Annotated in this window: 27 protein-coding genes and 2 tRNA genes; 13 read left to right on the forward strand and 16 right to left on the reverse strand. The window is 61.3% G+C overall.

The features are described 5' to 3' along the window. The first annotated feature begins 74 nt into the window (after nucleotides 1–74). The 9 genes from BM408_RS02160 to BM408_RS02200 all read left to right on the forward strand — a co-directional run bounded on the left by BM408_RS02160 (nucleotide 75) and on the right by BM408_RS02200 (nucleotide 7,986). A complete protein-coding gene (locus BM408_RS02160; RefSeq protein WP_092126425.1) occupies nucleotides 75–848 on the forward strand; it encodes a ferredoxin--NADP reductase in 774 nt (257 codons plus the stop codon). Nucleotides 849–1,015: 167 nt separating this feature from the next. Further along, on the forward strand, nucleotides 1,016–1,492 hold the full coding sequence (gene bfr / locus BM408_RS02165) for a bacterioferritin (RefSeq protein ID WP_092126427.1): 477 nt from the start codon (nucleotides 1,016–1,018) through the stop codon (nucleotides 1,490–1,492). 395 nt (nucleotides 1,493–1,887) lie between these two features. Then, the gene (locus BM408_RS02170) at nucleotides 1,888–4,191 is read left to right on the forward strand and encodes a TonB-dependent receptor (RefSeq protein ID WP_139237287.1); all 2,304 of its coding nucleotides are present in this window, start codon (nucleotides 1,888–1,890) and stop codon (nucleotides 4,189–4,191) included. An 80-nt stretch (nucleotides 4,192–4,271) separates the two neighbouring features. Beyond that, on the forward strand, nucleotides 4,272–4,979 hold the full coding sequence (locus tag BM408_RS02175) for a Fe2+-dependent dioxygenase (protein ID WP_092126431.1): 708 nt from the start codon (nucleotides 4,272–4,274) through the stop codon (nucleotides 4,977–4,979). A 323-nt stretch (nucleotides 4,980–5,302) separates the two neighbouring features. Further along, nucleotides 5,303–5,548 carry a (2Fe-2S)-binding protein gene (locus BM408_RS02180; protein WP_092126433.1) on the forward strand — a complete coding sequence of 82 codons (246 nt, stop codon included), beginning with the start codon at nucleotides 5,303–5,305 and terminating at the stop codon, nucleotides 5,546–5,548. Between the two features lie 144 nt (nucleotides 5,549–5,692). Further along, complete coding sequence (locus tag BM408_RS02185; protein WP_092126435.1) at nucleotides 5,693–6,379, forward strand: energy transducer TonB; 687 nt, start codon at nucleotides 5,693–5,695, stop codon at nucleotides 6,377–6,379. Between the two features lie 44 nt (nucleotides 6,380–6,423). Next, entirely contained in the window at nucleotides 6,424–7,137 is a 714-nt protein-coding gene (locus BM408_RS02190) for a MotA/TolQ/ExbB proton channel family protein (RefSeq protein ID WP_092126437.1), read from the forward strand. A 71-nt stretch (nucleotides 7,138–7,208) separates the two neighbouring features. Beyond that, complete coding sequence (locus tag BM408_RS02195) at nucleotides 7,209–7,619, forward strand: ExbD/TolR family protein (RefSeq protein ID WP_092126439.1); 411 nt, start codon at nucleotides 7,209–7,211, stop codon at nucleotides 7,617–7,619. Nucleotides 7,620–7,773: 154 nt separating this feature from the next. Then, complete coding sequence (locus BM408_RS02200) at nucleotides 7,774–7,986, forward strand: hemin uptake protein HemP (protein ID WP_092127285.1); 213 nt, start codon at nucleotides 7,774–7,776, stop codon at nucleotides 7,984–7,986. A 210-nt stretch (nucleotides 7,987–8,196) separates the two neighbouring features. On the opposite strand, the gene BM408_RS02205 is transcribed toward BM408_RS02200, so the two are convergent. Then, nucleotides 8,197–8,604, reverse strand: a complete 408-nt coding sequence (locus tag BM408_RS02205) for a GlcG/HbpS family heme-binding protein (protein ID WP_092127287.1) — start codon at nucleotides 8,602–8,604, stop codon at nucleotides 8,197–8,199. Nucleotides 8,605–8,797: 193 nt separating this feature from the next. Between BM408_RS02205 and BM408_RS02210 the strand changes: the two genes are divergently transcribed. After that, nucleotides 8,798–9,487 (forward strand): Bax inhibitor-1/YccA family protein, encoded by a 690-nt coding sequence (locus tag BM408_RS02210; protein WP_092126441.1) that lies wholly within the window; start codon nucleotides 8,798–8,800, stop codon nucleotides 9,485–9,487. 73 nt (nucleotides 9,488–9,560) lie between these two features. On the opposite strand, the gene rlmD is transcribed toward BM408_RS02210, so the two are convergent. Further along, complete coding sequence (gene rlmD, locus BM408_RS02215; protein WP_092126443.1) at nucleotides 9,561–11,021, reverse strand: 23S rRNA (uracil(1939)-C(5))-methyltransferase RlmD; 1,461 nt, start codon at nucleotides 11,019–11,021, stop codon at nucleotides 9,561–9,563. Nucleotides 11,022–11,095: 74 nt separating this feature from the next. On the opposite strand from rlmD, the gene BM408_RS02220 reads away from it, so the two are divergent. Further along, a complete protein-coding gene (locus BM408_RS02220; RefSeq protein WP_092126445.1) occupies nucleotides 11,096–11,515 on the forward strand; it encodes a VOC family protein in 420 nt (139 codons plus the stop codon). An 80-nt stretch (nucleotides 11,516–11,595) separates the two neighbouring features. On the opposite strand, the gene BM408_RS02225 is transcribed toward BM408_RS02220, so the two are convergent. From BM408_RS02225 to surE, 3 genes are all read right to left on the reverse strand, one after another. After that, the gene (locus BM408_RS02225; RefSeq protein ID WP_092126447.1) at nucleotides 11,596–12,459 is read right to left on the reverse strand and encodes a peptidoglycan DD-metalloendopeptidase family protein; all 864 of its coding nucleotides are present in this window, start codon (nucleotides 12,457–12,459) and stop codon (nucleotides 11,596–11,598) included. Between the two features lie 157 nt (nucleotides 12,460–12,616). Continuing rightward, nucleotides 12,617–13,474: a protein-L-isoaspartate(D-aspartate) O-methyltransferase gene (locus tag BM408_RS02230; RefSeq protein WP_254774674.1), complete on the reverse strand. Its 858-nt coding sequence runs from the start codon at nucleotides 13,472–13,474 to the stop codon at nucleotides 12,617–12,619. Between the two features lie 11 nt (nucleotides 13,475–13,485). Then, nucleotides 13,486–14,271, reverse strand: a complete 786-nt coding sequence (gene surE, locus BM408_RS02235; protein ID WP_092126449.1) for a 5'/3'-nucleotidase SurE — start codon at nucleotides 14,269–14,271, stop codon at nucleotides 13,486–13,488. A 151-nt stretch (nucleotides 14,272–14,422) separates the two neighbouring features. Between surE and BM408_RS02240 the strand changes: the two genes are divergently transcribed. Beyond that, nucleotides 14,423–15,397, forward strand: coding sequence for an NADPH:quinone oxidoreductase family protein (locus BM408_RS02240; protein ID WP_092126451.1), 975 nt, complete (start codon nucleotides 14,423–14,425; stop codon nucleotides 15,395–15,397). Between the two features lie 58 nt (nucleotides 15,398–15,455). Here BM408_RS02240 and BM408_RS02245 read toward each other — a convergent pair whose 3' ends face one another. The 8 genes from BM408_RS02245 to BM408_RS02280 all read right to left on the reverse strand — a co-directional run bounded on the left by BM408_RS02245 (nucleotide 15,456) and on the right by BM408_RS02280 (nucleotide 21,919). Beyond that, nucleotides 15,456–15,890, reverse strand: a complete 435-nt coding sequence (locus BM408_RS02245; protein WP_139237288.1) for a surface-adhesin E family protein — start codon at nucleotides 15,888–15,890, stop codon at nucleotides 15,456–15,458. A gap of 214 nt (nucleotides 15,891–16,104) precedes the next feature. Further along, a tRNA-His gene (locus tag BM408_RS02250) sits at nucleotides 16,105–16,180 on the reverse strand. Between the two features lie 36 nt (nucleotides 16,181–16,216). Further along, the gene (locus BM408_RS02255) at nucleotides 16,217–18,157 is read right to left on the reverse strand and encodes a SurA N-terminal domain-containing protein (protein WP_092126455.1); all 1,941 of its coding nucleotides are present in this window, start codon (nucleotides 18,155–18,157) and stop codon (nucleotides 16,217–16,219) included. A gap of 85 nt (nucleotides 18,158–18,242) precedes the next feature. After that, a tRNA-Val gene (locus tag BM408_RS02260) sits at nucleotides 18,243–18,318 on the reverse strand. 17 nt (nucleotides 18,319–18,335) lie between these two features. Next, nucleotides 18,336–18,608 carry an HU family DNA-binding protein gene (locus BM408_RS02265; protein WP_007874140.1) on the reverse strand — a complete coding sequence of 91 codons (273 nt, stop codon included), beginning with the start codon at nucleotides 18,606–18,608 and terminating at the stop codon, nucleotides 18,336–18,338. Nucleotides 18,609–18,877: 269 nt separating this feature from the next. Further along, nucleotides 18,878–19,984 carry a tartrate dehydrogenase gene (locus BM408_RS02270; RefSeq protein ID WP_092126457.1) on the reverse strand — a complete coding sequence of 369 codons (1,107 nt, stop codon included), beginning with the start codon at nucleotides 19,982–19,984 and terminating at the stop codon, nucleotides 18,878–18,880. Between the two features lie 64 nt (nucleotides 19,985–20,048). Continuing rightward, nucleotides 20,049–20,927 (reverse strand): alpha/beta fold hydrolase, encoded by an 879-nt coding sequence (locus tag BM408_RS02275; protein WP_092126459.1) that lies wholly within the window; start codon nucleotides 20,925–20,927, stop codon nucleotides 20,049–20,051. Next, nucleotides 20,927–21,919, reverse strand: coding sequence for a tripartite tricarboxylate transporter substrate binding protein (locus BM408_RS02280; protein WP_092126460.1), 993 nt, complete (start codon nucleotides 21,917–21,919; stop codon nucleotides 20,927–20,929). The genes BM408_RS02275 and BM408_RS02280 overlap by 1 nt, the downstream gene beginning before the upstream one ends. Before the next feature lie 95 nt (nucleotides 21,920–22,014). On the opposite strand from BM408_RS02280, the gene BM408_RS02285 reads away from it, so the two are divergent. Next, nucleotides 22,015–22,992 (forward strand): LysR family transcriptional regulator, encoded by a 978-nt coding sequence (locus BM408_RS02285; protein ID WP_092126462.1) that lies wholly within the window; start codon nucleotides 22,015–22,017, stop codon nucleotides 22,990–22,992. On the opposite strand, the gene BM408_RS02290 is transcribed toward BM408_RS02285, so the two are convergent. The 3 genes from BM408_RS02290 to uvrC all read right to left on the reverse strand — a co-directional run bounded on the left by BM408_RS02290 (nucleotide 22,937) and on the right by uvrC (nucleotide 26,571). Beyond that, entirely contained in the window at nucleotides 22,937–23,809 is an 873-nt protein-coding gene (locus BM408_RS02290) for a DMT family transporter (protein ID WP_175541680.1), read from the reverse strand. The genes BM408_RS02285 and BM408_RS02290 overlap by 56 nt on opposite strands. A gap of 79 nt (nucleotides 23,810–23,888) precedes the next feature. Then, nucleotides 23,889–24,455 carry a CDP-diacylglycerol--glycerol-3-phosphate 3-phosphatidyltransferase gene (gene pgsA, locus BM408_RS02295; RefSeq protein ID WP_092126467.1) on the reverse strand — a complete coding sequence of 189 codons (567 nt, stop codon included), beginning with the start codon at nucleotides 24,453–24,455 and terminating at the stop codon, nucleotides 23,889–23,891. A gap of 94 nt (nucleotides 24,456–24,549) precedes the next feature. After that, nucleotides 24,550–26,571 (reverse strand): excinuclease ABC subunit UvrC, encoded by a 2,022-nt coding sequence (gene uvrC / locus BM408_RS02300; RefSeq protein ID WP_092126472.1) that lies wholly within the window; start codon nucleotides 26,569–26,571, stop codon nucleotides 24,550–24,552. Nucleotides 26,572–26,601 lie beyond the last annotated feature (30 nt).

The raw sequence follows: 26,601 nt of genomic DNA on the forward strand, positions 1-26,601 counted from the left end.
CGGCGAGCCAATTGCTCCGGCATACGCAGAACCATTTCTCGTCCGTCCTTCTTTCTTTTCATCCTCTTCTTCTCATGAGCGCCTTCAACACCGAACGCATTATTTCCGTCCACCACTGGACCGACACGCTCTTTAGCTTCACCGCCACACGCGACTCGGGCTTTCGTTTTGTCAACGGCCAGTTCACCATGATCGGCCTGCCCGTGGACGGCAAACCGCTGATGCGCGCCTACAGCGTAGCCAGCGCCAACCACGAGGACCAGCTCGAGTTCTTCAGCATCAAGGTCGCCGACGGCCCGCTGACCTCGCGCCTGCAACACCTGAAGCCCGGCGACGACATCCTGGTCGGCCGCAAACCCACCGGTACCTTGCTGCTGCAAAACCTGCTGCCCGGCAAAACCCTGTGGCTGCTGGCTACCGGCACCGGCCTGGCGCCCTTTCTCTCCTTGATCAAGGACCCCGACACCTATGAGCGCTTTGAGCGCGTCGTGCTGGTGCACGGCTGCCGCACCAGCGCGGAGCTGGCCTACCGCGGGCTGATCGAGCACGAGCTGCACGAGCACGAATTTCTGGGCGAGCTGGTGCGCGGCCGCCTGATGTACTACCCCACCGTGACGCGCGAGCGCTTTCGCAATGAAGGCCGCATCACCGAACTCATGCAGTCGGGCAAGATCTACACCGACCTGGGCCTGCCGAAGATGTCCACCGAGAACGACCGCATCATGCTGTGCGGCAGCCCCGACATGCTGCGCGACATCAAAGCCATGCTGGAAGCACAAGGCTTTGACGAAGGCAATATGCAGCACGCCGGCCACTTCGTGGTCGAGCGGGCGTTTGCCGAGCGCTGAGCCCGGCGTAAACCCCGCGCGTGGATGTGAGGCCGTTTGCAATGCGAACGGTTATCACAATCACACGCAGACAGACCGCCATAGCAGGGATATAGGCAAATTGGGTTGAATCGGGATGCCCGCACAGCGACAATGCTGCATCCGCATAACAACCACAAGGAGTCTCCATGAAAGGCGACGCACAAGTCATCGTGCACCTGCAGGCGCAGCTCAAAAACGAACTGACGGCCATCAACCAGTACTTCCTGCACTACCGCATGTACAAGCACTGGGGCCTGGACAAGCTGGCCAAGAAGGAATACGAAGAGTCCATCGGCGAGATGAAGCACGCGGACAAGCTCATGGATCGCATCTTCATGCTCGACGGCCTGCCCAATCTGCAGGACCTGGGCAAGCTGATGATCGGCGAAGACGTGCTGGAAGCACTGAACTGCGACCTGAAATCCGAAACCGGCGCGCAGGCAACCATCAAGGACGGTATCGCCCACTGCGAAAGCGTGCGTGACTATGTCTCTCGTGACCTGCTGCAGGAAATCCTGGACGACACCGAAGAGCACATCGACTTCCTGGAAACCCAGATCGACCTGGTCGGCAAGGTCGGCATCCAGAACTACCTGCAAAGCCAGGTCGGAGAGTTCAGCTGAGGCGCCAGGCCAAGAGCTGATCGAAACTACCGCGCGCAGCCGTCGTCATCGACACACTGCACACACAACACGGGGCCTGCGGGCCCCGTTGTCGTTTCAGCGGGTCTTAAGGCTTTGAGCCTTTGACTTCTCCTGGGGCCCTCCTGACCACTCGGCCCAGCCAGAGACCCAACACTTCCGTTTTGCTTTTTTGCCACAAACGCCTTGTTTTTAAAGCCGTTTCCGCATCATTTCGAAACAAGATATTACGAATCATTATCATTTGAGCTAAACTTCTTTTCGAAAAACTACATGCCAGCCAACTCGTTTCCCCGCAGGGATTTCGAGCCAGCCAAGCAAAATTTGTAAACCCCGGCCCGCCTGCACTCAGGTCAGGGCCTTGCTTGGAGGCCACCTTGGCACACCCTTCCGCTCGCGCCGCACGCACGGCGCGCAATAAAAAATCACGCCTGTCCGGCGCTGCTTCTTTCTCTCCTCTTGCCAACCCCGCAGCCACGCCTGCGGCCTCATCCGACAAGGCATTGCTGCCTTTGGGCGCGCTGATGCTGGCGGTCTCGGTGTCCGGCTGGGCGCAAAGCGTCACGCCAGCGCCCACGGCAGGCACTCCTGCCGCCACCGCGCAAACCGAGGGCAAGACCCTGTCGACAGTCACGGTGACAGGCGCCCGCGACCGCGAAAACCAAACCTACCAAAGCGGTATCACCAGCGTGGGCAAAATGCCCGTGCCGGCCAAAGACATCCCGCAATCGCTGACGGTTGTGAATGAAAAACTGATACACGATCAGGGCAAAGACAGCTTCAAGAGCGCACTCGAAAACGTCGTCGGCATCACGTTTGAAGCCGGCGAAGGCGGCCGGGTCGGCGACAACATCCGCCTGCGCGGTTTCAGCGCCGCAGGTGACATGTATTCGGACGGCATGCGCGACATCGCCCAGTACAACCGCGACCTATTCAACGTCGAGCGCGTGGAAGTGCTGCGCGGCGCCGCCTCCATGCTGTTTGGCCGGGGTTCCACCGGCGGCATCATCAACCAGGTCAGCAAACAGCCCCGCCTGATCACCGAGCACGAAGTGAACGCCACCGTCGGCACCAAGGGCTACCAGCGCTACCAGGGCGACTTCAACTTCAAGCTGGGCGACGACGCGGCCTTCCGCATCAACGCCATGGCCACCGACGGCGACGGCCGCGGCGACAACGCCAGCGCCTCCACCCACCGCCGCGGCCTGGCGCTGGACTACCGCTTCGGTATCGGCACCGCGAACGAATTCGAGATCAGCTACTACCACCTACATTACAACGACAAGCCCGACTGGGGCTTTGCCTGGTTCAACAGCCGCCCTGCGCCTTTGACCAACAAGTACTGGTACGGCCTGCAAACCGACTTCCAGAACGACAAGGCCGATGCTGTCACCCTGAGCCACACGCACCGCTGGGCCGACGGCAGCAGCCTGAAGACCACGGTGCGCGACGGCTACTACTCGCGCACGCTGCGTGCCACGCAGGCCAGCTTCGCCGCAGGCACCACGCTGGCCAACCTGAACGCCAATACGGCGGTCAGCCGCGGCAATACCAGCGCGGGCAATGCCAAGGCAGGCAACGAGCACCATACCTTCCTGCAGACCGACTACCTCACCACCACGCAGTGGTTCGGCCACAAGAACAGCCTGCTGATCGGCGCCGAATACGCGGTCGAAAACTCCGACCGCCTCAGCTACCCGCTCCTGACCGGCGCGAAACCGGGCACCACGGTGGGCAACCCGATCAGCACCGGCATCGGCGGCAACTACACGCAGCGGCTGGAAACATCCTTCAAGGCCACCACACTGGGCCTGTACATGCAGGACACGATTGATCTCACGCCTTACTGGAAGCTCGTCGCCGGCCTGCGCGTGGACAACTTCAAGGCCGACTACGACCGTCCCACTGGCGTGCCGCCCAATAACGGAAGGCTTTCCAGGTCCGACAGCCTGCTGAGCAAGCGGCTGGGCGTGATGTACCAGCCGACCGATGAGGTCAGCTACTACGCCGCCTACGGCACGTCGTTCAACACCTCGGGAGACCTCTACCAGTTCGACCCGAACTCGGCCAACACGGCGCCTGAGAGCAGCCGCAACATGGAAATCGGCACCAAGTGGGAACTCTACGGCGGCGACCTGTCGCTGCGCGTGGCCCTGGCTCGCACCGAGAAGTACAACGAACGCAACACCGACATCGACACCAACACCAACTCCTTCCTGCTGTCGGGCAAGCGTCATACCGACGCGCTGGAGTTCGAGGTCGCCGGCCGTATCACACCGCAGTGGGATGTCTTTGCAGGCATCGGCTTCCTGAAAGCCAAGATTGACAAATCCGGCTCCAATGCCGCCGGCCTTGCAGAAGTTGGTGAAAACCCCGGCCTGAGCCCCAGCCGCCAGGCCACCTTGTTCACCACCTACCGCATCGGCGACAAATGGCGCATAGGCGGCGGCTTCACCGCCGTCAGCACCAACAAGCCGGCCAACAGCGTCGCCTCCACCAACCGCGCGCCTGGCTATGTGAAGGCCGATGCGCTGGTGGAATACCGCATCAACGCCGACAACGCGATCAAGCTGAACATCGACAACCTGTTCGACAAGGTGTACTACAACACGCTGTACCGCGGCTTTGTGGCGCCTGGCGACGCACGCAGCGTACGCGTGACGCTCACGAGCAAGTTCTGATTTCAGACTAAGAGAGTTTTCAAGGTTTCAGGCACCTGGGGGATACTCCGGGTGCCTTTTTTCATCCCGGAGATTCCTCCATGCTGCTTCGCATTCATCAAGCCCTTCAGCCAGACGAACTCGCTCAGGTCCGCAAGCTCGTCCTGGGCGCCGACTGGGCCGACGGCCGCATCACCGCCGGCAGCCAGAGCGGCGCCGTCAAGAACAACCTGCAGTTGCCCGAAGAGCTGCCCGCCGCCCAGCAGGCACGCCACATCGTGTCGGTCGCGCTGGCGCGCAACCCGATGTTCGTGACCGGGGCGCTGCCCAAGTCGGTGTATCCGCCGCTCTTTAACCGCTACGGCGGAGACGCCAACAACTTCGGCAACCACATCGACAACGCAGTGCGCACCCACGCCGCCACCGCGCGCCATGTGCGCACCGACATCTCGTGCACCCTGTTCCTGAGTGAGCCCGCCAGTTATGACGGCGGCGAGCTGGTGGTGCAGGACACCTACGGCGAGCAACGCATCAAGTTCGAGGCGGGCGACCTCGTCATGTACCCCGGTACCTCGGTGCACCGCGTGGAACCCGTCACCCGGGGTGAGCGCCTGGCCTGTTTTTTCTGGATCGAAAGCATGGTGCGCTCCGACGCGCAGCGCCGGCTTCTGTATGAAATGGACATGGCGATCACCTCGCTGCGCCAAAAAGAACTCGAACGCGGCCCCCAAGGCACGGGCGAAAGCCCGGAAGTGGTGCGGCTGACGGGCTGCTATCACAACCTGCTGCGAATGTGGGCTGAGGTTTAAGGCCCTGAGTACCGTCTCGCGTCTGGACGGAGCCCCGGCTGCGGCAAGCCGCGAGAAGGGTCTTTGACACACAAAACCAGACAAAGCCGGCATTTTCGGGCGGGTCGTCCACCAGGAAGGCGCTACGGAATTTATAGCTGCTTACGCACGTTCTGTATGGATCACAGCCAATTTCGCTACTCAGACTCTTCGATGGAGCGGGCAAAAGACGGCCGGGATTAGGCAGCAACAGGGAAATAAACCCTCATACGCATTGCAAATGCGACAGATTCGCATTTATAATGCAGGCACCGATTGAATCAATCACCCAGCCAAGCCAATCCATGATCGTTTGCGTCTGCCGCCGAATCTCTGACCGCGAAATTGCCCGCCATGCTCGCGCAGGTTTGGGCTTTGACGAGATCCAGTTCGAACTCGGCGTGGCTACCCAGTGCGGCCAGTGCGAAGGCTGCGCCCGCGACGTGGTGGCGCAGTGCAGCGCCAGCTGCCCGACCGCCAACATCAAGCTCGCCACCCACACTCTGGAAGGCAGCCCATGGAACAACTCGCAACACTCTCCTCAACTCTGATTGCAGCGCTTCCCGCCAGCCTGCTTCTGGTAGTAGGCTGCACATGGTGGATCTTTCGCCGCTGATCCTGATCCAACAACTTGATTCCTGATTCGGCCTGCGGCCCGTGCGCGGCGATTCAACCACCCATTCCCACTTAGCCCGATGACCGCTACCGCCTTTTCCAGCGCCCCGCGCCCTCCCGCGCCGCGCCAGCCTTTGAGCCGCAACGCCGTGATCGCCCTGGCGGTGGTGGGTCTGCACGTCGGCTTTATCTGGGCGCTGCAAAGCGGCCTCTTGATGCGCGCGGCCGAAATCATCGTTCCCGCTGAAATCCTCACGCAGTTCGTCGACCCGCCCGCCCCCAAGGTGGAGCCCGTGCCCCCGACGCCGCCCACGCCGCCTGTACAGAAAAAGCCCGTTGCCAAGGCGCCTGTGCAACCGGCGCCTCAGCCCCTGGCCATTGCGGACCCAACCCCGTCACCCAACGCACCGACCGGCGTGGTCACGCCGCCACTGCCGCCGGCGCCCGTCGCCGTTGCGCCTGTGGCTCCGCCGGCTCCGCCGGCCGTCCAGTTGCCGTCCAGCGACGCCGACTACCTGCAAAACCCCAAGCCGCCCTACCCGCCCATCAGCAAACGCCTGGGCGAGCAGGGCAAAGTGATCGTGCGCGTGCTGATTGGCGTTGACGGTCAGCCGCAGAAATCCGAAGTCCGCCAGTCCAGCGGCTTTGACCGGCTCGACCAGGCGGCCGTCACGACCGTGATGCGCTGGCGCTATGTGCCCGGCAAACGCGGCGGCGTGCCTGAGGCCATGTGGTTCAACGTGCCCATCAATTTCGTTCTTGAATAAATTTTGAGTTTGTTTTTTTCTGACAACCGTGGAGTATTGAAGTCATGAATTCCCAATTCGGCCTTGCCAACGTCTGGACGCAGGGCGATATCGTCACCAAATCAGTGGCAATCCTGTTGCTGGTGATGTCCCTGGCCTCCTGGATGGTCATCATCATCAAGACGCTTGACCTCATCAAGTACAAGAAGATCGCCCGTGCATCCGAAGACTTCTGGCACAGCGAAGACTTTGCCGCGGGCCTGACCAAGCTGGGCGCAGACCCTACCAACCCGTTCCGCCAGCTGGCCCTGGAAGGCCGTGAAGCCACTCTGCACCACCGCAACACCAAGGCGCACCTGCATGACGCCCTGGACGTGAGCGACTGGGTCACGCGCACGCTGCGCAACACCATTGACGAATTCACCGGCAAGCTGCAGTCCGGCCTGGCCATCCTGGCTTCGGTCGGCTCCACCGCCCCCTTCGTCGGCCTCTTCGGCACCGTGTGGGGCATCTACCATGCGCTGCTGTCCATCGGTGCAGCCGGCCAGGCGACCATCGACAAGGTGGCCGGCCCGATCGGCGAGTCGCTGATCATGACGGCGCTGGGCCTGGCAGTGGCCATCCCGGCCGTGCTGGGCTACAACGCACTGGTGCGCGGCAACAAAGGCGTGCTGCAAAAGCTCAGCCGTTTCGCGCATGACCTGCACGCCTACTTCGTGACCGGCGCCCGCGTGAGCGCCGGCGGCCAGGCCAACGTCGTACCCATGAAGAAGGCCTGAACGCCAGTCCATCCACCCTGCTCCGCCAGCCTGCAAGCGGCCGGAGCCTCAATCAGTGACCGAGAAGCACCATGGCCTTTGGAACCCAAGACGACAGCGACGAGGTGATGAACGAGATCAACATGACGCCCATGGTGGACATCATGCTGGTGCTGCTCATCATCTTCATCATCACAGTCCCCGTGATGAAGCACTCCGTCAATATCGACCTGCCGCGCGCCTCCAACGAAGCGCAGAACATCAAACCGGAAACGATTCGCCTGAGCGTGGATGCTGAAGGCAGCTACTTCCTCAACGAAGCGAAGATTTCCGACGAGGCGCTGGTCACACAGCTCAAGGCGTCGGCGGCGCAAAACCCGCAGCCCGACCTGCACATCCGCGGCGACAAATCGGTGCGCTACGAACGCGTGGCACAGGCCATGGCGGCAGCCCAGCAGGCCGGCCTGCGCAAAATCGGCTTTATCACCGAGCCCAAGAACTAAAGCGCTGATCAGGGCCTACCCGCACAACGCCGGCAGGCTTTTTTATTTGACGTAAAAAAACAGATCGCAGCCCAAATTCGCTTGACTTTTAAATGAGAATGGTTATCATTAACCTAACGAAACCCAAACAGGTTTAATCATCATGTCCATCGCCATGCCTTCCGCCACCTCCCATACTTTGAGCCTTCCTGCCCGCGCCCCAGTGCACACAGAGACCGCTTCGGGCGGCCACGCGTCAGGCGGCTCTGCCGGCTGTGTCAACAGCACGGAGATCCTGCGCGGCCAGAAGGCTGTAGAGATCAATCACAACGGCTCAACCTACCGCCTGCAGGCCACACGCCTGGGCAAGCTGATCCTGACCAAATAAGGCCGCGCCAGGCCTTCTTTCGGCACAGTTTTCATTGAGAGTTTCATCGTGGGGCGATCCGGGGCTATCAAGCTCCCAAGGTCGTTTTTAGCCAGCCACAGACTCCCCGGAGTTGTTTAGCCAGGCTTTTTTTCTCGCACTGCATACGTCTCATCCTCAGCCACAAAAAAGCCGACCCTCAGGTCGGCTTTTTCATTTGCGGGGCGCGATTTACAGGCCGATGGCGGCAATCCCCGCGCGCGCAACTTGCGCGTCTTCACTGGACTTCACGCCGCTCACGCCCACGGCGCCTATGCATTGGCCGTCTTTGACGATGGGCACGCCGCCTTCGAGCATGCCGTGGATGTAAGGCGCCGACAGGAAGGACGTGCGGCCGCCGTTGATGACGTCTTCGTAGACCTTGCTTTCGCGGCGGCCCATGGCGGCTGTGTTGGCCTTTGACGGTGCAATGTGGGAGGAAATGGGCGGCGCGCCGTCCAGGCGCTGCAGGTGCAGCAAATGGCCGCCGTCGTCGACGATGGCGATGGTCACGGCCCAGTTGTTCTTGAGAGCTTCGGCCTCGGCGGCGGCGGCGATGAGTTTGACGTCGGCGAGTTCAAGCACTGCTTTTGATTTCATGGTCTTAGGGATTCCCAGAGGTTTATTGGCAAAGACGTTGAGCATACGCAAATTTGAAGGCCGTCTTCAGCCGCATTGCCGGCAAATTAGCTTATAGAACCCTTACAAAAAGTAGGGAGTGAGGGCTGGAAAAACGGCATTGCACCCTAAAATAATCTTGCCCGCATTTGCTGGCGCCCTGGAGATGACTCTCATGACTGACAATGTTCAAACCCTCGACTACGGCGTTGCCTCAACGGTCGAGCAACGCAACAAGGTCCTGCGCAATACCTATTGGCTGCTGGCCCTGAGCCTGCTGCCTACCGTGCTGGGCGCCTGGCTGGGTGTGGCCACGGGCATCACCCGTTCCCTGAGCGGCGGGCTGGGTCTGATCGTGTTCCTCGGCGGCGCCTTCGGCTTCATTTTCGCCATCGAAAAGACCAAAAACTCGGCTGCCGGCGTGCCCGTACTGCTGGGCTTCACCTTCTTCATGGGCCTGATGCTCTCGCGCATGATTGCCATGGTGCTGGGTTTCAGCAACGGCGCCTCGCTGGTCATGACCGCCTTTGCCGGCACGGCAGGCGTGATGTTCGTGATGGCCAGCCTGGCTACCGTCATCAAGCGCGACCTGAGCGGCATGAGCAAATGGCTGTTCGCCGGCGCCCTCGTGATCCTGGTGGCGGCTGTTATCAACGTGTTTGTCGGCTCGACCATGCTGATGGCTGTGATCAGCACGCTGGCCATCGCGGTTTTCAGCGCCTATCTGCTGTATGACCTGAAACAGGTGATCGACGGCGGCGAGACCAACTACATCAGCGCCACGCTGGCCATCTATCTGGATCTGTTCAACATCTTCCAGAGCCTGCTGGCCCTGCTGGGCATCTTCGGCGGCGATCGCGACTAAAGCGCAGCGTCATTTACAAAAAAAGGAGCCACTGGCTCCTTTTTTTATTCCCGCCTGATTCTCCTCAGTACCGTCAAATCCGCTCAAACACCGCAATGGACTCCACATGCGCCGTATGCGGGAACATATTGACCACGCCGGCGGCAGTGCAGCGCCAGGCGCCGCTTTCCACCAGCACCCCTGCATCGCGCGCCAGGGTGGCTGGGTTACAGCTCACGTAAACAATGCGCGTGGGCGGCGTCCAGCCTTCCAGCGCCAGGCTCTGCTGCTGATCGCCATCGTCACACGGCACGCCACTGGTGAGTTGCTGGTGCAAGGCCGCCAGGGATTTAAACAACTCGAACGCACCTTCGCGCGGTGGGTCCACCAGCCATTTGTCGGCAGCGCCGTCTTTCACCAGCATGGCGGGTGTCATCTCAAAGAGATTCCGCGCTACAAATTTGGTAGCAGCTAACGCACGACGGGCGGTCGATTCAGCCCTGTTTCTCTCAAAGTTCTCGCGTGAGCGGGCCACCAGCACTTCACTACCCTCAATACCCAGCACCTCGCGGGCACGCGTGGCCAGCGGCAGCGTGAAATTGCCCAAGCCGCAAAACCAGTCGATCACCCGCTCATCAGGCTGAACCGCCAGCAAACGCAGCGCACGCGACACCAGCACCTGGTTGATGTGCGGGTTGACCTGGGTGAAGTCGGTCGGCTTGAAGGGCATGGTGACGCCGAACTCGGGCAAGCCATAGCTCAACTCCTGCACGGCCGGATCGAGCAGTTTCACCGTATCAAGCCCGCCCGGCTGCAGCCACCACTGCAGGCCCGGATTCGCCTCGGCAAAGGCACGCAGGCGCGCCAGATCCTCCTGGCTCAAAGGCTCCATGTGGCGCAGCACCATGGCCGTCGCCTCATCACCGCAGGCCAGCTCAATCTGTGGAACAGTTTCCCTGGCGTCCATGCTGCCGATGAGGTCGCGCAGTGGAACCAGCATGTCGCTGACGTGCCGGGGCAGCACGTGGCATTCGCTCATGTCGGCCACATAACTGCTTTTGCGCTCATGAAAACCCACGAGCACGGTGCCCTTTTTGCGCACATAGCGCACTGACAGCCGTGCGCGGTAGCGGTAACCCCAGGCCGGGCCTTCGATAGGCCGCAGCAGGTTATCCGCTCTCACCTTGCCGATGTGCCGGAGGTTGTCTTCCAGCACGCGCTGCTTCACCGCCACCTGCGCGCCCACATGCAGGTGCTGCATCTTGCAGCCGCCGCAGGCGCCGGTGTGCATGCCGAAATGCGGGCAAGCCGGGCGTACGCGCTGGGACGACTCGCGGTGGATCGCCATCACCACGGCTTTTTCAAAACTGCTTTTCTTGCGGTACACATTGGCGGTCACCTGCTCAAAAGGCAGGGCACCTTCAATAAAGACCACCTTGCCGTCGGCCCTGTGGGCAATGCCCTGCGCTTCAATGTCGAGCGACTCGACCTCGAGCACATCCGGCGGGTAGTCTGCGGCCGTGGGGGGCGGCTTGTTCTGGCTTTCTTCTGTCATGGGTCAATTGTCTCAGGCTGCGGTACCATTTTCTGAATACCCCAAGAACCTGTTTTCAACCGAAAGGAATGAGCATGGAACTTCGCATCTGCATCGACGTTGACGATATGGACCGCGCCGTCGCCTTTTACACACTGGGGCTGGGCTTGCGTGTGGGCCGCCGCTTCAAAAGTGATTTTGTGGAAATCCTGGGCGCCGGCAGCCCGATTGACCTGCTCTTCAATGCGCCAGGCACGCGGCCGATCACCAGCGGCCCCAGGAGCGAAACCGTGCGCAGCTACCAGCGCCACTGGACGCCGGTGCACCTTGATTTTGTGGTGGACGATATCGACACCGCCGTCGCGCGCTTACAGCAGCACGGCGCGGTGCTGGAGATGCCGGTGGCCGAGCGCGTGTGGGGCCGCATAGCCGGCCTGGCAGACCCGTTCGGCCACGGGCTGGACCTGCTGGAGTTCAAGGGCCGGGGCTACGACGAGATCCTGCAACCCCATTGAAGGCGGACGCGGGGCAAAGAAAAAGGAGCCCGGCTGACGCGGGGCTCCTTTTTTGTTCGAGGCGAAATGTTTACTTCGGCTTACTTCGCAGGCAGGTATTTGGCCGGGTCGACAGGTTTGCCCTGGCGGCGAATCTCAAAGTGCAGCTTCACACGGTCGGCGTCGCTGTTGCCCATCTCGGCGATCTTCTGGCCCTTTTTGACACTCTGGTCTTCTTTCACCAGCAGGGTCTGGTTGTGGGCATAGGCCGTCAGGAAGGTGTTGTTGTGCTTGAGGATGATCAGGTTGCCGTAGCCGCGCAAGCCGGCGCCGGCATACACCACGCGGCCGTCCGCCGAGGCGATCACGGCATCGCCGGCCTTGCCTGCGATATCCAGGCCCTTGTTCTTGGCCTCATCAAAGCCCGCAACCATGCTGCCTTGGGCCGGCCAGATCCAGGCGATGTCTTCGTCACCCGATGCCGCAGGCGCCGGTGCAGGCGTGGGGCTGGCGGCAGCGCTGGCTGGCGCTGAAGCCGGCTTTGCCGCGCTGGAGGCCTGGGCAGGCGGGGTGGACGAAGCAGCAGCGGATCCAGCGGCCACAGGCCGGGTCACCACGGCCGCGCTCTCGACAGGCGGCACCACACGCAGAACCTGGCCCACTTCGATGATGTTGGGATTTTCCAGGTTGTTCCAGCGCACGATGTCACGCCAGTTCTGGCCGTTTTCCAGGCCGATGCGGATCATGGTGTCGCCGGGCTTGACGGTGTAGTAGCCCGGTTTTCCGGCATTCTCAAAGCCCGGCAATTGCTTGACGTTGCCCGGATCGACAGCGCTTGGCACGGTGCGCGACGCACCGGTGCCGCGGTCTTCCACCGGGGCGTTGGTGGGGGAACGCGATGCGCAACCCGCCGCGACCAGCAGCACTGCCGCCAATGCGCACGGCAAGGCCATCCTGCCGAGCATTGAGCGGGCGCCGCGAGGGGCGCCTGGGCCTGTGCTGGTGGCCGTCAGGGCTGTTTCCCTGCTTGACCGTACGGTTTGATTCATGGATTCTTTCGTCTTCAATTCTTGACTGACAGATGTAGGTGCTGCCGGGCGCTTGTGCTAGCCGGGCCCGATCTCAGCTTGTCCCTGATTTTAAAGGCACAAAGTGAACCGCTTCGAGCAAAGTCTGCTTCACACCCTGGGGGGTTTTATCGACCACCACCAGCGCCTGCGCACCGCTGGCGGTTTGCATAGGCGCCACCAGGCGCCCGCCCACAGCCAGCTGTTCGATCCAGGCAGCAGGAATGGCCTCGCCGCCGGCCGCCGCAATGATGGCCGCATAAGGAGCGCCCTTGGCGTAACCCATCATGCCATCACCGAACAGCAGATGCACATTGGGCAACCTTAAAGTCCGCAGGTTCTCTCTGGCTTTGTCGTGCAGGCCGCGCAAACGCTCGATGCTGTAGACCTCCTTGGCCAGGTGGCTCAGCACGGCGGCCTGGTAGCCGCAACCCGTGCCGATTTCCAGCACGCGGCCCAGCTTGCCTGTTACGCCATGGCGCAGCAGCTCCAGCATGCGGGCCACCACGTTGGGCTTGGAGATGGTCTGACCCAAGCCGATAGGCAGGCTGGTGTCTTCATACGCCTGGTTGACCAGCGCCGTGTCGACAAAGCGGTGGCGCTCCACAGCACCCATGGCGGCCAGCACCTGGGCGTCGCTCACGCCCTGCGCTGCCAGCTTGGCCACCATGCGGGCGCGCACCGCGTGTGAATCGAGGCCGATACCACCGGGTTGAATTGCGGGTGCAGGAATCTTCAAGCCATTTTGGCCTGTAGACCCTGTAGGACGGGCGTGAACTGCTACTGATTTTGTAGCAGAAGGTACGCCGGCATCGGGCTTCAAACGCACCGGAAATGCCGGCCGTGTAGCCGCATCCGCGGCTTTAGGCGTCTTCAGCGAAGGGTTGAACGGCGGCTTGAGGCTGGGTTTCATGCGTCAGGCCTTCAGTGCGACTGCGTCAGGCGCGCGGCGGTCTGGGCCCAGTAAGGCAGGCGCTCGTGGTCGGTCAAATCCACCTGCAGCGGCGTGATGGAAATGAACTTCTGACTGGTAGCGTAAAAGTCGGTGCCCTCGCCGGCCTCTTTCGCAGGGCCCGCACCGCCTATCCAGTACATGGTCTCACCCCGTGGGCTGGTCTGCATGATGACGCGTTCAGCCGCATGTCGGCGGCCCAGGCGGGCTACTTTCACGCCCTGAATCTGGTCATCCGGCAGGTTGGGAATATTCACGTTGAGCAACCATGGCGGCACGGTGGGCTCCGCCCCATCGGCAATAGTTTCTAGCGAGGGGATCAGTTGCTGCACCAGTTCGGCCGCGCGCCGGGCAGCGACATCGATATGCGCCCAGCCCTTTTCAGTCTGTGAAAACGCAATCGCCGGAATGCCGAACAAATAGCCCTCCATAGCCGCGCCCACGGTGCCGGAGTAAATCGTGTCGTCGCCCATATTGGCGCCGTTGTTGATGCCGGACACCACCAGATCAGGCCGGTAGCCCAGCAAGCCTGTCAGTGAAATATGGACGCAATCCGCAGGCGTGCCGTTGATGTAACGAAATCCGTTGGCCGCAGTCTGCACGTACATCGGCGAGTGCAGCGTCAGCGCGTTCGATTTGGCGCTGTTGTTTTGCTCGGGCGCCACCACCTCCACATCTGCAATGGTCTTGAGCGCTTCGTAAAGGGCGATGATGCCGGAGGCCTGGTAACCGTCGTCGTTGCAGATGAGAATTTTCATGGGGTGATTTTACGGTCACGGCCGTGACAGCCCGGGCGTATTTGCGTCTCCTGAAGGCCACCGCTTTGCCTATGATGCAGTCAAGGCGCCACTCTTCCCATGTGGCCTTCCCCCTTCCCCCCTTTCCCCTTGACCTCATCGGAGACATCTCATGCAAGCCTGGCTTTGTGAAAATCCCACCGGCGTAGACGCCCTGACATGGAAAGAACTGCCCACGCCACAACCCAAAGCAGGCGAAGTTCTGATCGAAATCAAGGCGGCCAGCCTGAACTTCCCGGATCTGCTGATCGTGCAGAACAAGTACCAGATGAAGCCGCCCCTGCCCTTTGTGCCGGGCTCGGAATATGCCGGCGTGGTGCAAGCCGTAGGTGAAGGCGTCAAGCACCTTCAGGTAGGGCAAAACGTAGCCTGTCTCTCAGGCACCGGCGGCTTCGGTACACACACCATCGCGCCGGCGGCCCTGTGCATGCCCTTGCCTGCCGGCTTTTCGCATGTGGACGCGGCCGCGTTCATCATGATTTACGCCACATCCTGGCACGCACTGATGGACCGTGCGCAACTCAAGGCCGGCGAAACCGTGCTGGTGCTGGGCGCTGCAGGCGGCGTGGGCACCGCCGCCATCCAGATTGCCAAGGCAGGAGGCGCCCGTGTGATCGCCGCCGCGTCGACCGACGAAAAATGCGCCTTGTGCACATCAATCGGGGCAGACGCCACCATCAACTACACCACGAAGAGCCTGCGTGATGAGATCAAGGCGCTGACAGAAGGCAAAGGCCCGGACGTGATCTATGACCCGGTGGGCGGGGATTTTTCCGAGCCGGCGTTTCGCTCCATCGCATGGCGGGGCCGCTACCTGGTGGTGGGTTTTGCGTCGGGGCCCATCCCTTCGCTGCCACTGAACCTCACGCTGCTCAAGGGTGCGTCTATCGTGGGCGTGTTCTGGGGCGACTTCGCCAGGCGCGAGCCCAAGGCCAACGCCGCCATGATGGCTGAGCTGGCGGGCTGGTATGCGCAGGGCAAGATCAAGCCCGTGATTGACCGCACCATGCCCATGGCAGAGCTGAAGGCTGCGTATGCCCATATGGGCTCACGCGGCGTCAAGGGCAAGCTGGTCATGGTGAACTGAGCCCGAAGGCTTCTCAGTTGCTTCCTGGAGTGTCTGGCCTCGGTTCCCTGGCGGCGTCTCAGTTGATGGTCACGCCCTTTGCCATGCATGCGGCTTTGATGATCCGCGCATTGGGATTGTCGGCAATATCCTTGAACGCCATCGGGCGTATGTCGTCCGGGGCATAGACAGACACCTTGAAGGGCTGCCCGCGAAAGTCCGGCTGCGCGTAAAAAGAAGCCTTCAGGTACCGTGCGGTTTGCTGGGTGCAGTCGATCTGCACTTCCGTGATCACCGAGCGGAACTCAATGCCTTCGTTGGTTCGCCAGAGAGTAGCCCGATTGATGCGCACCGGAATGACCCGCAGATCATCCTTGACCTCGATCTCCGCCGGATTGACCTGGATGTAGTGGTTGGCGGAGTTGCCGGGGTCGCCCGTGATGGTCAGCCATGTCCCCGCCGCATACGCACTCAGCCCCAACAGAACTGCCGCCAATAGACCCAATGGCTTCATGCAACTGCGCAGGGGTGGTGTGAAAGAGCTGACAGCTTGGTGCAATGTGTTCCTGAAGTGAAAGTTTTTGTTCGGCGGAGTGGTGACTTCTATGGATTCTGTCAGCGCCCAGGCGTTCCATCATCGCCGAAACGGCAAATTCAGGGCCATTTTGTACGATGCCCCGCCAAAGCAAAAATCCCGCGGGCCTGACGGCACGCGGGATTTCAAATACTGGGGTGGCTGATGGGGCTCGAACCCACGACAACAGGAATCACAATCCTGGACTCTACCAACTGAGCTACAGCCACCGGAGCCCTGCATTATAGCGGCAAAGCCGCTGCTGTTTACTGCGTAACGACTTCTTCTGCGTTTGCCTTGGCCGGCGCCGGCTTGGTCGCCAGGATTTCCGCCTTGAAACGCTCTTTCAAGCCGTTGTAATAGGCCAGACTCTCGGCCGTCGTCCACCACTGCGCATATTGATTGCGCTGCTGCTTGGCGGCTGCCTCAACCGGCACATCGCGGGGCACCACTTTCTCCACCTTGACGATGACATAACCCTGTGCACCCAGATCCACACCGGCAAAGGCGGGCAAAGCGCCTGGGTCGGCGCGCAAGGCCGCATCGATCACGGGATTGGGCAATTTCTGCGTTTGCTCCCGCGACACGACGACCGGCGCGGAAAGCCCGGCGGCTGAGGCCGGTGCAGCCTTCCAGGCAGCCAGCTTGGCGGCGCCTTCCTTGCGGGCCTCTTCCGCACCACGCTGGGCCAGCCAGCGCTGGCGCACCACCTCTTTCACTTCGGCAAAAGGCTGGGTGCGCGCAGGGGTGTACTGCACGATGCGGCCAGAAACGAGCTGGCTGGGCGCCACTTCAATCGCTTCGGTATTGCGCTTTTTCTCAACCGCATCGGGTGCAAACAGGGCGCTGAGGAATTTCGGATTTGCCAGCACGCCGGCGGCGCCGGCTTCGGGCTGGCGCGTGACCTTGCCCGCCGATTTGATTTCCAGCTTCAGGCGATCCGCAACCGGCTTGAGGCTGTCGGACTGCTCATAAACACCGTTGGTAAACGTTTCGGCAGTTTCCGCAAACTTCTTCTGGGCCTGCTGCTTCTTCAGCTCGGCTTCCAGCTCCGGCTTCATCTCGTCAAAGCTGCGTTGCTTGGGCGCCTTGATGTCGGTCAGCTTGATGACGTGATAGCCGAACTCGGACTCCACCACATCGCTGATGTCGCCTTTTTTCAAGGCGAAAGCGGCATCCTCAAAGGGCTTGACCATAGAGCCGCGGGCAAAGAAATCCAGGTCACCGCCATTGGGTGCGGAACCGGGGTCCTGCGAGTTTTTGCGTGCGACATCGGCAAAGGTGTCGGGCGCTTTTTTCACTTGCGCCAACAACTCCTGCGCCTTCGCCTTGGCTTTTTCACGATCAGCGGCCGGCGCGGTTTGGGGGGATGCAATCAGAATGTGGCTGGCCCGGCGTTCTTCTGTGCCGCTAAGCCGCTGCGCGTTCTGGTCGTAATAGGTCTTCAGGTCTGCTTCGTTGACGGTCATACCCTTCTTGACGGTATCCAGATCCAGCGTCACATATTCAATGCTGGCCTGCTCGGGCGCCTGAAAGAGTTTTTCGTTGGTTTTGTAGAACTGCTCGAGATCCGCGTCAGTAGGTGTCAGCTTGGCGGCAAAGTCTGGCGCATTAAAACGGGCCAACTGGATCTCGCGCTTTTCGAAGTAGGCGTTCAGGGCCACGTCCGCGGTTGAATTGGGCGAGAACCCGCTGGAGCCTACACCGGCCATCACCTGGCGGTTCGACAGGTCGGCGCGCACATTGGCTTCAAACATCTCGGGGCTCAGACCCTGGTTAGCCAGCAGCAGGCGATAGCGCTCCATATCGAGCGAGCCGTCAGGGCGCTTCAGGGCCGCGATTTCAGGGGTCTGCTGCAGCTCCCGGGCCAGATGCTGGTCGCTGGTGGTGAGCTTGAATTTCTCGGCCGCCGTTGCGATCACGCGGTCGCGCACCAGGCGCTCCAGCGTGGCATAACGGGCCTCGGGCGAGTCCAGCAGCTTGGGGTCCAGAGTAGGCATGGAGACGCGCAGCCGTTCAACTTCACGTTGATGCGCCCTGTCCCATTCCGACTGGATGATGTCCTTGCCGTCGACTTTGGCGACCACGGCACTCTGATCCCTGGACCTGTTGTAGCCGTCAAGGCCGAACAGGACAAAGGACGGGACAATCAGCAAAAATAGAAGCACCATGACGATCTTGGTGTGCTTGCGAACGAAATCAAACATCTCGAATTCCCTGTACGACTGCTAACGGACAAAAACCGGGCCCAATAACAAAAAAGGCGAACCTCGTTCGCCTTTTTTTCGTGGGTGGTGGGTGCTGACGGGCTCGAACCGCCGACCTACGCCGTGTAAGGGCGCTGCTCTACCAACTGAGCTAAGCACCCCACGTCAAACGTTTATCTCAGTTCAAAGCATCCTTGAGCGCCTTGCCCGGACGGAACTTTGGAACCTTGGCTGCCTTGATTTTAATCGCATCGCCGGTACGCGGGTTGCGACCGGTGCGTGCAGCGCGTTTGCCCACCGCGAAAGTACCAAAACCCACCAGAGACACGGAGCCTCCTTTTTTCAGGGTTGTTTTCACAGCACCAATGGTTGACTCCAGTGCGCGCGTGGCGGCAGCTTTGGAAATATCAGCATGCTTGGCAATGTGCTCGATCAGTTCGGTCTTGTTCACAAGGAGCCCCTCGTTGATAAAAAAAGTTAATCTGGTTGTCTCTAAAAAATATCTCCCGGGACACTGTGGTGAACGTGTCAGCGGGAGCGGCATGTGCAGGTTTTCTGCTGATGCCAATTAGAGCCATGGACTTCTAACCTGTCAATACAGCAGCAAGTTTTTACAACGTGCGGAGGCGGATTCTAGACGCTTTTTTCACGCTTTCCGGACTTAATCGTAAGCATGATGTGTAATTTTCATGCTTGACAAAAACCACCTTTGTCGCGGTTTCAGAGCGCTGACAAAGCCTCGGCGACGGCCTTGCCAAGATCGGTTGTGCCGGCGTTTCCGCCCAGGTCCGGGGTGCGTGGCGCGCCGCTTCCAGGGCTCAATACCTTCTCAATGGCGGCGAGGATGCCGTCGTGCGCCTCCTTGTGCCCCAGGAACTCCAGCATCATGGCGCCACACCACATCTGCCCGATGGGATTGGCAATGTTGCGGCCCGCAATGTCGGGGGCCGAGCCGTGCACCGGTTCAAACAACGAAGGAAACTTCCGCTCGGGGTTGAGGTTGGCGCTGGGCGCGATGCCGATGGTGCCCGTGCACGCCGGCCCTAGATCACTGAGGATGTCGCCGAAAAGATTGCTCGCCACCACCACGTCGAAGAAGTCGGGCCGCTGCACAAAATGGGCCGTCAGGATGTCGATGTGAAATTTATCCAGTTGAATGCCTGGATAGTTTTTTGCCATCTCAGCCACGCGCTCGTCCCAATAAGGCATGGAAATAGAGATGCCGTTGGATTTGGTTGCGCTGGTCAGGTGCTTCTTGGGCCGTGACTGCGCCAATTCGAACGCGAACTTCAGCACACGGTCCACGCCGACGCGGGTGAACACCGATTCCTGCAGGACAAACTCGCGCTCCGTGCCGGGAAAAGCCCTTCCGCCAATGCTGGAGTACTCGCCCTCGGTGTTTTCGCGAACGATGTAAAAATCTATTTCACCAGGTTGGCGTGCGCTGCCGTCCCGCCTGACCACCGGCGCAATGATGCCTGGCATCAGCCGCGCCGGCCGCAAGTTGATGTATTGGTCAAACTCGCGCCTGAAAAGCAACAGCGAGCCCCACAGGGACACGTGGTCAGCAATCTTCTCGGGCCATCCCACGGCGCCGAAATAGATCGCGTCATGACCACCAATCTGGTCTTTCCAGTTGTCCGGCATCATCTTTCCGTGCTTCTCGAAGTAGTCCCAGCTTGAAAAGTCGAAGTGGTCGAACTGCAGGTCAATGCCGTATTTGGAGGCAGCGGCCTCCAGCACACGCACACCTTCGGGCATAACCTCTTTGCCGATGCCGTCGCCCGCGATGACTGCAATACGTTTTTTTCCGGTGCTCTTGCTCATGATGTTCCTTTTGGATTGGGTTGAATTGGGTTGACTTCGATATGGCCGGTTAAAGGCCATTGATTCAGTGTTTGAAAAAATCCAGCGCCTCTGCCAGCAACAAGGCCGGCGCTTCTTCCGCGATGTAGTGTCCGCAAGGCAGACTCCGGCCCGAGACGTCCTTGGCCCGGTCGCGCCATAGATCCAGCACCTCAAAGCATTTCCCCACCGCGCCATGCTCGCCCCACAGCACCCGCAGCGGCTGAAGCAGATGCGTGCCGGCTGCGACGTCTGCCCTATCGTGCGCAAGATCGATGGTGGCAGAGGCCCGGTAGTCTTCGCAGATGCTCTCGGCCGTGCCGGGTATTTGCACGCCGCGTTCGTATTCAGCCAGGGCGGCAGGCGCGAAAGCGGCAAGCCCCGCATGGCGTTTGCCCATCACGCTGCGCACGTAACGCACCGGGTCAGACTCAATCAATGCTTCAGGCAAAGGCGGCGGCTGGATCAAAAAGAACCAGTGCCAGTAAGCACGCGCAAATGCATCCGACGTGTTGTCGTACATGGCCAATGTCGGGGCGATGTCCAGCAGCATGAGGCGCTCGACTGCGCCGGGGTGGTCAAGTGCCAGGCGGTGCGCCACCCGCGCGCCGCGGTCATGGGCCAGCACCTGAAAGCTATCGAACCCCTGAGCTTTCATGACGGCCATGGCGTCCTGCGCCATGGCGCGCTTGGAATAGGCTTGGTGCTCCGCGTCGCTCTGAACCCGGACCGAGTCGCCGTAGCCGCGCAAATCCATCATCACCACGGTAAACACCTTGGCAAGTTCGCCGGCCACTGCATGCCACATCACATGGGTTTGCGGGTGGCCATGCAGCAGCAGCAAAGGTGCGCCGCTGCCGGCTCGCAGCGTACGCAGCTTTCCCGCTGGGCCTTCTATGTCGCGTGACGAAAATCCTTCAAACATCAGTCAGCCTTGATTCCCTTTTGTGCCACCAGTTTCTTCCAGCGCTCATATTCTGACCGTATCAGCGCATCGGACTGCCCGGGTGTTTGCGGCCAGGCATCAAAACCTTCACGCGTTAGCCGCGTACGGACCTCAGGCGCATTCAGCGTCTCGTTCAGGGTGCGATTGAGTTTGACCAGCGTGTCCGGCACAACACCCGCAGGCACGCTCACCACAAACCAGGTTTCAAACGCATAGTTCGGCAGCCCGGCTTCGGCCATGGTTGGCACCTCGGGAAGGATGGGCGAACGTTTGGGTCCCGTGACTGCCAGAGCCCTCAACTTGCCGCCCGCCACATGTTGCTGCGCTGCGGAAAGCACAGGGAAACTCATATCGACCTGGCCGGAGATGGTGTCGATCAGGGCCGGCCCGCCGCCCCGGTAAGGAACGTGAAGAATGAAGGTATTCGATTCGGCCTTGAACAATTCGGCCGCCATATGAAAAGTGCTGCCCGTGCCGGCCGAGCCGAATGAGAGCTTTCCGGGTCCGGCCTTGGCAAGTGCCACCAGTTCACGAACCGTCTTGGCCGGCACCTGATTGCTGACCACCAGCACATGCTGCGATGTAGCGACGGTACCTACCGCTTTCAGGTCTTTCAGCGTGTCAAAGGGCAAGCGCCCGAAGAGCGACGGATTGATCGCCTGCGAGACCGTGTTGAGTGACAGCGTGTAGCCATCGGCCCGCGACTTGGCGACGGCATCCATGCCCAGGTTGCCGGAAGCTCCCGCCTTGTTGTCCACCACCACCGGCTGCCCGAGCCGCTTGCCCCAGTCGTCGGCGATCAGCCGCGCCGCAATGTCCGCGCTGCCGCCAGGCGCATAAGGCACCACCAGGCGAATCGGTTTGTCCGGAAAGCCCTGGCTCCAGGCCGGGGCGATACACGTCAAGGCAAGCCAGGCGGCACGGTAAACCAACGAGCGGCGCGCCTTGTGGTGAAGAGCGGTGAATGGCATGCGAGTCTCCTGTTCGTTATGAGACTGATTCTGTCTATCGCGCCGACTTGATTCAAGCAATAATCCGGCAATCGATTATTTCCTTTAAGGCATCAATGGAACGCAGTGACCTTGAGCTGGTTCTGGCAGTTCGCGACGGCGGAAGCCTGAGCGCGGCCGCGCTCGCCCTCGATGTGGCGCCGCCGGTGGTGACCAAACGGCTTGCGGCCCTGGAAGCCAAACTGGGCCAGCGCCTCTTTCAGCGCACCACGCGCCGTGTGAGCCCCACGGCCGAGGGAGAGACTGTGTGCGAGCGCGCGCAAGTCCTGTTGCAGGGCTTCACGGCGCTTGAGTCAGAACTGCAGGAACGCAAGGCGGAGCCGACGGGATTGATCCGACTGGTCGCTACCTTCGGGTTTGGACGCTTGTGGCTGGGGCCGGCGCTTGCCAGCTTTCAGGAGCGTTATCCGCGCATTGAAGTCCAGCTGCAGCTCACCGAACAATTGCCCGACCTGGCGCTTGAAGGGTTTGACGGCGCCATCTGGCTCTGGTCGGTCGAAGGCAGGCAGGCGGCGCAGTGGGTTTCACGGCGGCTCGCACGCAACCAGCGCGTGCTGGTGGCCTCGCCCCGCTACATCAAGCAGCATGGCGCACCTGCGAACCTGGAAGCGCTGCAAGACCACAACTGCCTGATCGTGCGTGAAAACGGCAACACCTCTGGCCGGCGCTTTGACGTCTGGCCGCTGCACAGGGAGCGCGACAAGGCGCCATCTCGCGTACGGGTTCACGGCCCCCTATCGAGCAACTCGGGTGAACTGGTGCGTGACTGGTGCATGGAAGGCCGCGGCATCATGCTGCGCAGCCTGTGGGATATCGCGCCCCAGCTCGCGTCAGGGGAGCTGGTGCGCGTGCTGCCGGCCTATTCGATGCCCGATGCCGACATCCACTGGCTGGCGCCCTACCGCACCGACCAGCCCAAGCGTATCCGGCTGCTGATTGACTACCTGCTGGCCCAGTTCCAGAGCACGCCCTGGAAAACTACGCGGCCTGCGGCTTCGCGGGCCTCACCACGAGGCTCACGCCCAACGCCGTGAGGGCTGTACCAATCACAGTGGTCACAGTGATGGGCTCATCAAACAGCAGCCACGCCATCAGGGCCGTCGTAGGCGGCACAAGGTAGAGCAGGCTGGTCACCGAAGTGGCCGCACCGCGCTGTATCAGCAGGTAAAGCAGCGAGCTTCCGCCCAGCGTGAGCGCCAGCACCGACCACGCCATTGCACCCAGGAAGTGGGCATTCCAGGTGATCGCCTCGGTTTCGAAAAATGCCAGCGGCAGCGTCACCACAAAAGCTGCCGCCAGCTGGATGACGTTGGCCGTACGCACGTCGGTGGGTTTCATGAAGCGCTTTTGGTAAAGCGTGCCGGCGGTGATGCTGATGAGCGCAAACACCGTGCAGGCCAGTGTCACCGCCGTCACCTCCGTGCCCGTGCCGAACTTACGTGACACCACCAGCAGCAGGCCGCCCAGGCCCAGGCCCAAGCCGGCCCATTGACGCCCGCTGACTCTCGTGCCCTCGTCGCTGCCCTGCGCTACCCACGACACCCACAGCGCGGTGAGGACCGGCTGCAAACCGACGATGAGCGCCGTCAGGCCAGACCCCATGCCGGCCTTGACGGCCACCCAGACGCCGCCAAGGTAAGCCGCATGCATCAGCACGCCCGTCACGGCCAGGTGCAGCCATTGCTGCCGGCTTTGTGGCCACGCGGCACGGGCGAGGACGATCCAGACCAGAAAGCAGACGATAGACAGGAAGTAACGGATGGCCAGGAAGGTCAGCGGCGGTGCGTAAGGCAGGCCGTACTTGGCAACGATAAAGCCGGTGCTCCAGATCAGGACAAACACGGCGGGCATGGCCCGGATCAACGCACCGGGGGCAGAAGAGGAAGAACTCAAAGGACGGGAGCCTTAAAACGGCAAACTAACGGCAACGCTACTTGGCACGCGCGCGGATTTCCGGGATGGCTTTTTGCAGGTAATAAATCATGGACCAGACCGTGAGGATGGCGGAGATCCAGATCAGCCAGGTGCCCCATAGCTGCGTGTCGATAACGCCGAACAGCGTGCCGTGATACAGCAGGAAGGGGATGGCCACCATCTGCACCGTGGTCTTGACCTTGCCGATCATGTGCACGGCCACGCTCTTGGTGGCGCCAATCAGCGCCATCCACTCGCGCAGCGCGGAGATGGCGATTTCGCGGCCGATGATGATGAGCGCCACAAACACATCAGCCCGCTGCAGGTGGACCAGCACCAGCAAAGAAGCGCAAACAAGGAACTTGTCGGCCACCGGGTCGAGAAAGGCGCCGAAGGACGATGTCTGGTTGAGTTTGCGCGCCAGAAAGCCGTCCAGCCAGTCGGTCGCGGCGAATACAACAAACATCACGGTGGCAATCAGGTTGCGATCCGTCGGGGCGATGTTCAGGTAGAACACCCCCACGATCAGCGGAATCGCAACAATGCGCGTCCAGGTCATCAGCGTGGGGATGGTCAGAAACATGGCCCGATTTTGGCACGAGCCGCACCAAGCCTGCCGTACGCCGGTTTAAAGCGCACCAAAACGGTGGTTTCCGTTGCTCAAATACGTCTGGCGTTCAATGCAGCGCGCGGTAGATTTCCTCGGCCAGATCCTTCGAAATGCCGTCCACCGTGGCGATGTCTTCGGCGCTGGCAGACGCGATGCCGCGTATGCCGCCAAAGCGCTGCAGCAGGCTCGCACGCCGCTTGGGGCCTATGCCCGCGATGTCTTCAAGCTTGCTGCCGCCCACCCTCACCTTGGCGCGCTTGGCCCGCATGCCGGTGATGGCGAATCGGTGGGCCTCATCGCGAATCTGCGCAATCAGCATCAGTGCGGCTGAATCCCGCCCCAAATAGACCTTCTCGCGCCCATCGGCAAACACCAGCTCTTCCAGGCCGACCTTGCGGCCCTCGCCCTTTTCAACGCCGGCAATCAGGCCCAGGTCCAGGCCGAGCTCTTCAAACACTTCGCGCGCCATCGACACCTGCCCCTTGCCGCCGTCCACCAGTACCAGGTCGGGCAGCTTGGCCTCGCCGTTGCGCGCGGCTTCGGCCAGGCGGGTGTAGCGGCGCGTCAGCACCTGGCGCATGGCGGCATAGTCGTCGCCGGGCGTGATGCCTTCGATGTTGTAGCGGCGATATTCGCTGTTGACCATCTTGTGCTCCTGGAACACCACACAGGAGGCCTGCGTCGACTCGCCCGCCGTGTGCGAGATGTCAAAACATTCGATGCGCAGGGTGTCCAGGTTGTCCAGCGGCAAATCCAGCGCCTCGGCCAGCGCGCGCGTGCGCGCCTGTTGCGAGCCCTGCTCGGCCAGCAGCCGGGCCAGCTGCAGGCCGGCATTTTTCTGGGCCATTTCCAGCCAGATGCGGCGCTGCTCGCGCGGCTGGTGGATGGCGGTGACCTTGGTGCCGGTCTGCGCGGTCAGCGCCTCCATCAGCTCTTTGTCCACCGGTTCGCTGCACACCAGGGTGGGCGGGACCGGCACGTCGATGTAATGCTGCGCAATAAAGGCTTCCAGCACCAGGGCTTCCAGCGACTTGCCGGCCGGTGCGGGCGGCGGCACTGCGACCACACCTTCACCGCCTGCCTCGGCTTGCGCAGCCTCAGCCTGCTTGGCATCCGCATCGATCTCCGCATCCAGCGCCGCAACATCGGTCGCGTTCTCCACATGGCTCGGAAAGTACGCCCTGTCGCCCAAATGACGGCCGCCGCGCACCATGGCCAGGTTGACGCAGGCCTTGCCGCCCTGCACCTTCACCGCCAGGATGTCGACATCCTTGTCGCCGCCGATCTCCATGGACTGCTGGTGCAATACCTTGGACAACGCCGACATCTGGTTGCGCAGCTCCGCAGCCTGCTCGAACTCCAGCTTGTCGGCATGCGCCAGCATTTTTTTCTCGAGCTCGGTCAGGATGTCCTGGGCCTGGCCTTGCAAAAACCGCTCGGCATTGGCTGTGTCCAGCGCGTACTGCTCGGGCGACACATGGCCCACGCAAGGAGCTGAGCAACGCTTGATCTGGTATAGCAGGCAGGGCCGGGTGCGGTTGTTGAACACCGTGTCTTCACAGGTGCGCAGGCGGAATACCTTTTGCAGCAGCAGGATGGTGTCCTTCACCGCCCAGGCGCTGGGGTAGGGCCCGAAGTAGCGGTGCTTTTTCTCAACCGCACCGCGGTAGTAGGCAATGCGCGGAAAGACCGCCCCCGTGGGCGCGGCCCCCTCTTCAGGGGCGCGTGCGCCCGTCAGCTTGAGGTAGGGGTAGCTCTTGTCGTCCCGAAACAGGATGTTGTATTTCGGGTTGAGTGTCTTGATCAGGTTGTTTTCCAGCAGCAGCGCTTCGGCCTCCGAACGCACCACCGTGGTTTCCATCCGGACGATCTTGGTCACCATGTGGCCGATGCGCGTGCCACCGTGATTCTTCTGGAAGTAGTTGGAGACCCGTTTCTTCAGGTTGCGCGCCTTGCCGACGTAAAGCACTCCGTCGTTGGCGTCGAAGTAGCGGTAGACGCCGGGCAACGCGGGCAGCGCGGCCACTTCCGCCAACAGCTCAGGCGCATGTCCGGCGGGTAACTTTTCAACGGGAGCTTGTTCAGGCATGCCCCTATTTTGCCGTGTACCGGCGAACCC

It is taken from the genome of Polaromonas sp. YR568, from assembly GCF_900116715.1.
In the GTDB taxonomy this organism is placed as follows: domain Bacteria; phylum Pseudomonadota; class Gammaproteobacteria; order Burkholderiales; family Burkholderiaceae_C; genus Polaromonas.

What these genes read in the sequence shown, in the direction of transcription:
- BM408_RS02255 (WP_092126455.1), bottom strand. Translation starts at nt 18,157, where the DNA reads ATGTTTGATTTCGTTCGCAAGCACACCAAGATCGTCATGGTGCTTCTA.
- BM408_RS02275 (WP_092126459.1), bottom strand. Translation starts at nt 20,927, where the DNA reads ATGTTTGAAGGATTTTCGTCACGCGACATAGAAGGCCCAGCGGGAAAG.
- BM408_RS02190 (WP_092126437.1), top strand. Translation starts at nt 6,424, where the DNA reads ATGAATTCCCAATTCGGCCTTGCCAACGTCTGGACGCAGGGCGATATC.
- BM408_RS02285 (WP_092126462.1), top strand. Translation starts at nt 22,015, where the DNA reads ATGGAACGCAGTGACCTTGAGCTGGTTCTGGCAGTTCGCGACGGCGGA.
- BM408_RS02220 (WP_092126445.1), top strand. Translation starts at nt 11,096, where the DNA reads ATGGAACTTCGCATCTGCATCGACGTTGACGATATGGACCGCGCCGTC.
- BM408_RS02210 (WP_092126441.1), top strand. Translation starts at nt 8,798, where the DNA reads ATGACTGACAATGTTCAAACCCTCGACTACGGCGTTGCCTCAACGGTC.
- BM408_RS02270 (WP_092126457.1), bottom strand. Translation starts at nt 19,984, where the DNA reads ATGAGCAAGAGCACCGGAAAAAAACGTATTGCAGTCATCGCGGGCGAC.
- uvrC (WP_092126472.1), bottom strand. Translation starts at nt 26,571, where the DNA reads ATGCCTGAACAAGCTCCCGTTGAAAAGTTACCCGCCGGACATGCGCCT.
- BM408_RS02180 (WP_092126433.1), top strand. Translation starts at nt 5,303, where the DNA reads ATGATCGTTTGCGTCTGCCGCCGAATCTCTGACCGCGAAATTGCCCGC.
- BM408_RS02230 (WP_254774674.1), bottom strand. Translation starts at nt 13,474, where the DNA reads ATGAAACCCAGCCTCAAGCCGCCGTTCAACCCTTCGCTGAAGACGCCT.
- BM408_RS02185 (WP_092126435.1), top strand. Translation starts at nt 5,693, where the DNA reads ATGACCGCTACCGCCTTTTCCAGCGCCCCGCGCCCTCCCGCGCCGCGC.
- bfr (WP_092126427.1), top strand. Translation starts at nt 1,016, where the DNA reads ATGAAAGGCGACGCACAAGTCATCGTGCACCTGCAGGCGCAGCTCAAA.
- BM408_RS02280 (WP_092126460.1), bottom strand. Translation starts at nt 21,919, where the DNA reads ATGCCATTCACCGCTCTTCACCACAAGGCGCGCCGCTCGTTGGTTTAC.
- BM408_RS02240 (WP_092126451.1), top strand. Translation starts at nt 14,423, where the DNA reads ATGCAAGCCTGGCTTTGTGAAAATCCCACCGGCGTAGACGCCCTGACA.
- BM408_RS02200 (WP_092127285.1), top strand. Translation starts at nt 7,774, where the DNA reads ATGCCTTCCGCCACCTCCCATACTTTGAGCCTTCCTGCCCGCGCCCCA.
- BM408_RS02245 (WP_139237288.1), bottom strand. Translation starts at nt 15,890, where the DNA reads ATGAAGCCATTGGGTCTATTGGCGGCAGTTCTGTTGGGGCTGAGTGCG.
- surE (WP_092126449.1), bottom strand. Translation starts at nt 14,271, where the DNA reads ATGAAAATTCTCATCTGCAACGACGACGGTTACCAGGCCTCCGGCATC.
- BM408_RS02195 (WP_092126439.1), top strand. Translation starts at nt 7,209, where the DNA reads ATGGCCTTTGGAACCCAAGACGACAGCGACGAGGTGATGAACGAGATC.
- pgsA (WP_092126467.1), bottom strand. Translation starts at nt 24,455, where the DNA reads ATGTTTCTGACCATCCCCACGCTGATGACCTGGACGCGCATTGTTGCG.
- rlmD (WP_092126443.1), bottom strand. Translation starts at nt 11,021, where the DNA reads ATGACAGAAGAAAGCCAGAACAAGCCGCCCCCCACGGCCGCAGACTAC.
- BM408_RS02290 (WP_175541680.1), bottom strand. Translation starts at nt 23,809, where the DNA reads ATGCCCGCCGTGTTTGTCCTGATCTGGAGCACCGGCTTTATCGTTGCC.
- BM408_RS02175 (WP_092126431.1), top strand. Translation starts at nt 4,272, where the DNA reads ATGCTGCTTCGCATTCATCAAGCCCTTCAGCCAGACGAACTCGCTCAG.
- BM408_RS02225 (WP_092126447.1), bottom strand. Translation starts at nt 12,459, where the DNA reads ATGCTCGGCAGGATGGCCTTGCCGTGCGCATTGGCGGCAGTGCTGCTG.
- BM408_RS02205 (WP_092127287.1), bottom strand. Translation starts at nt 8,604, where the DNA reads ATGAAATCAAAAGCAGTGCTTGAACTCGCCGACGTCAAACTCATCGCC.
- BM408_RS02160 (WP_092126425.1), top strand. Translation starts at nt 75, where the DNA reads ATGAGCGCCTTCAACACCGAACGCATTATTTCCGTCCACCACTGGACC.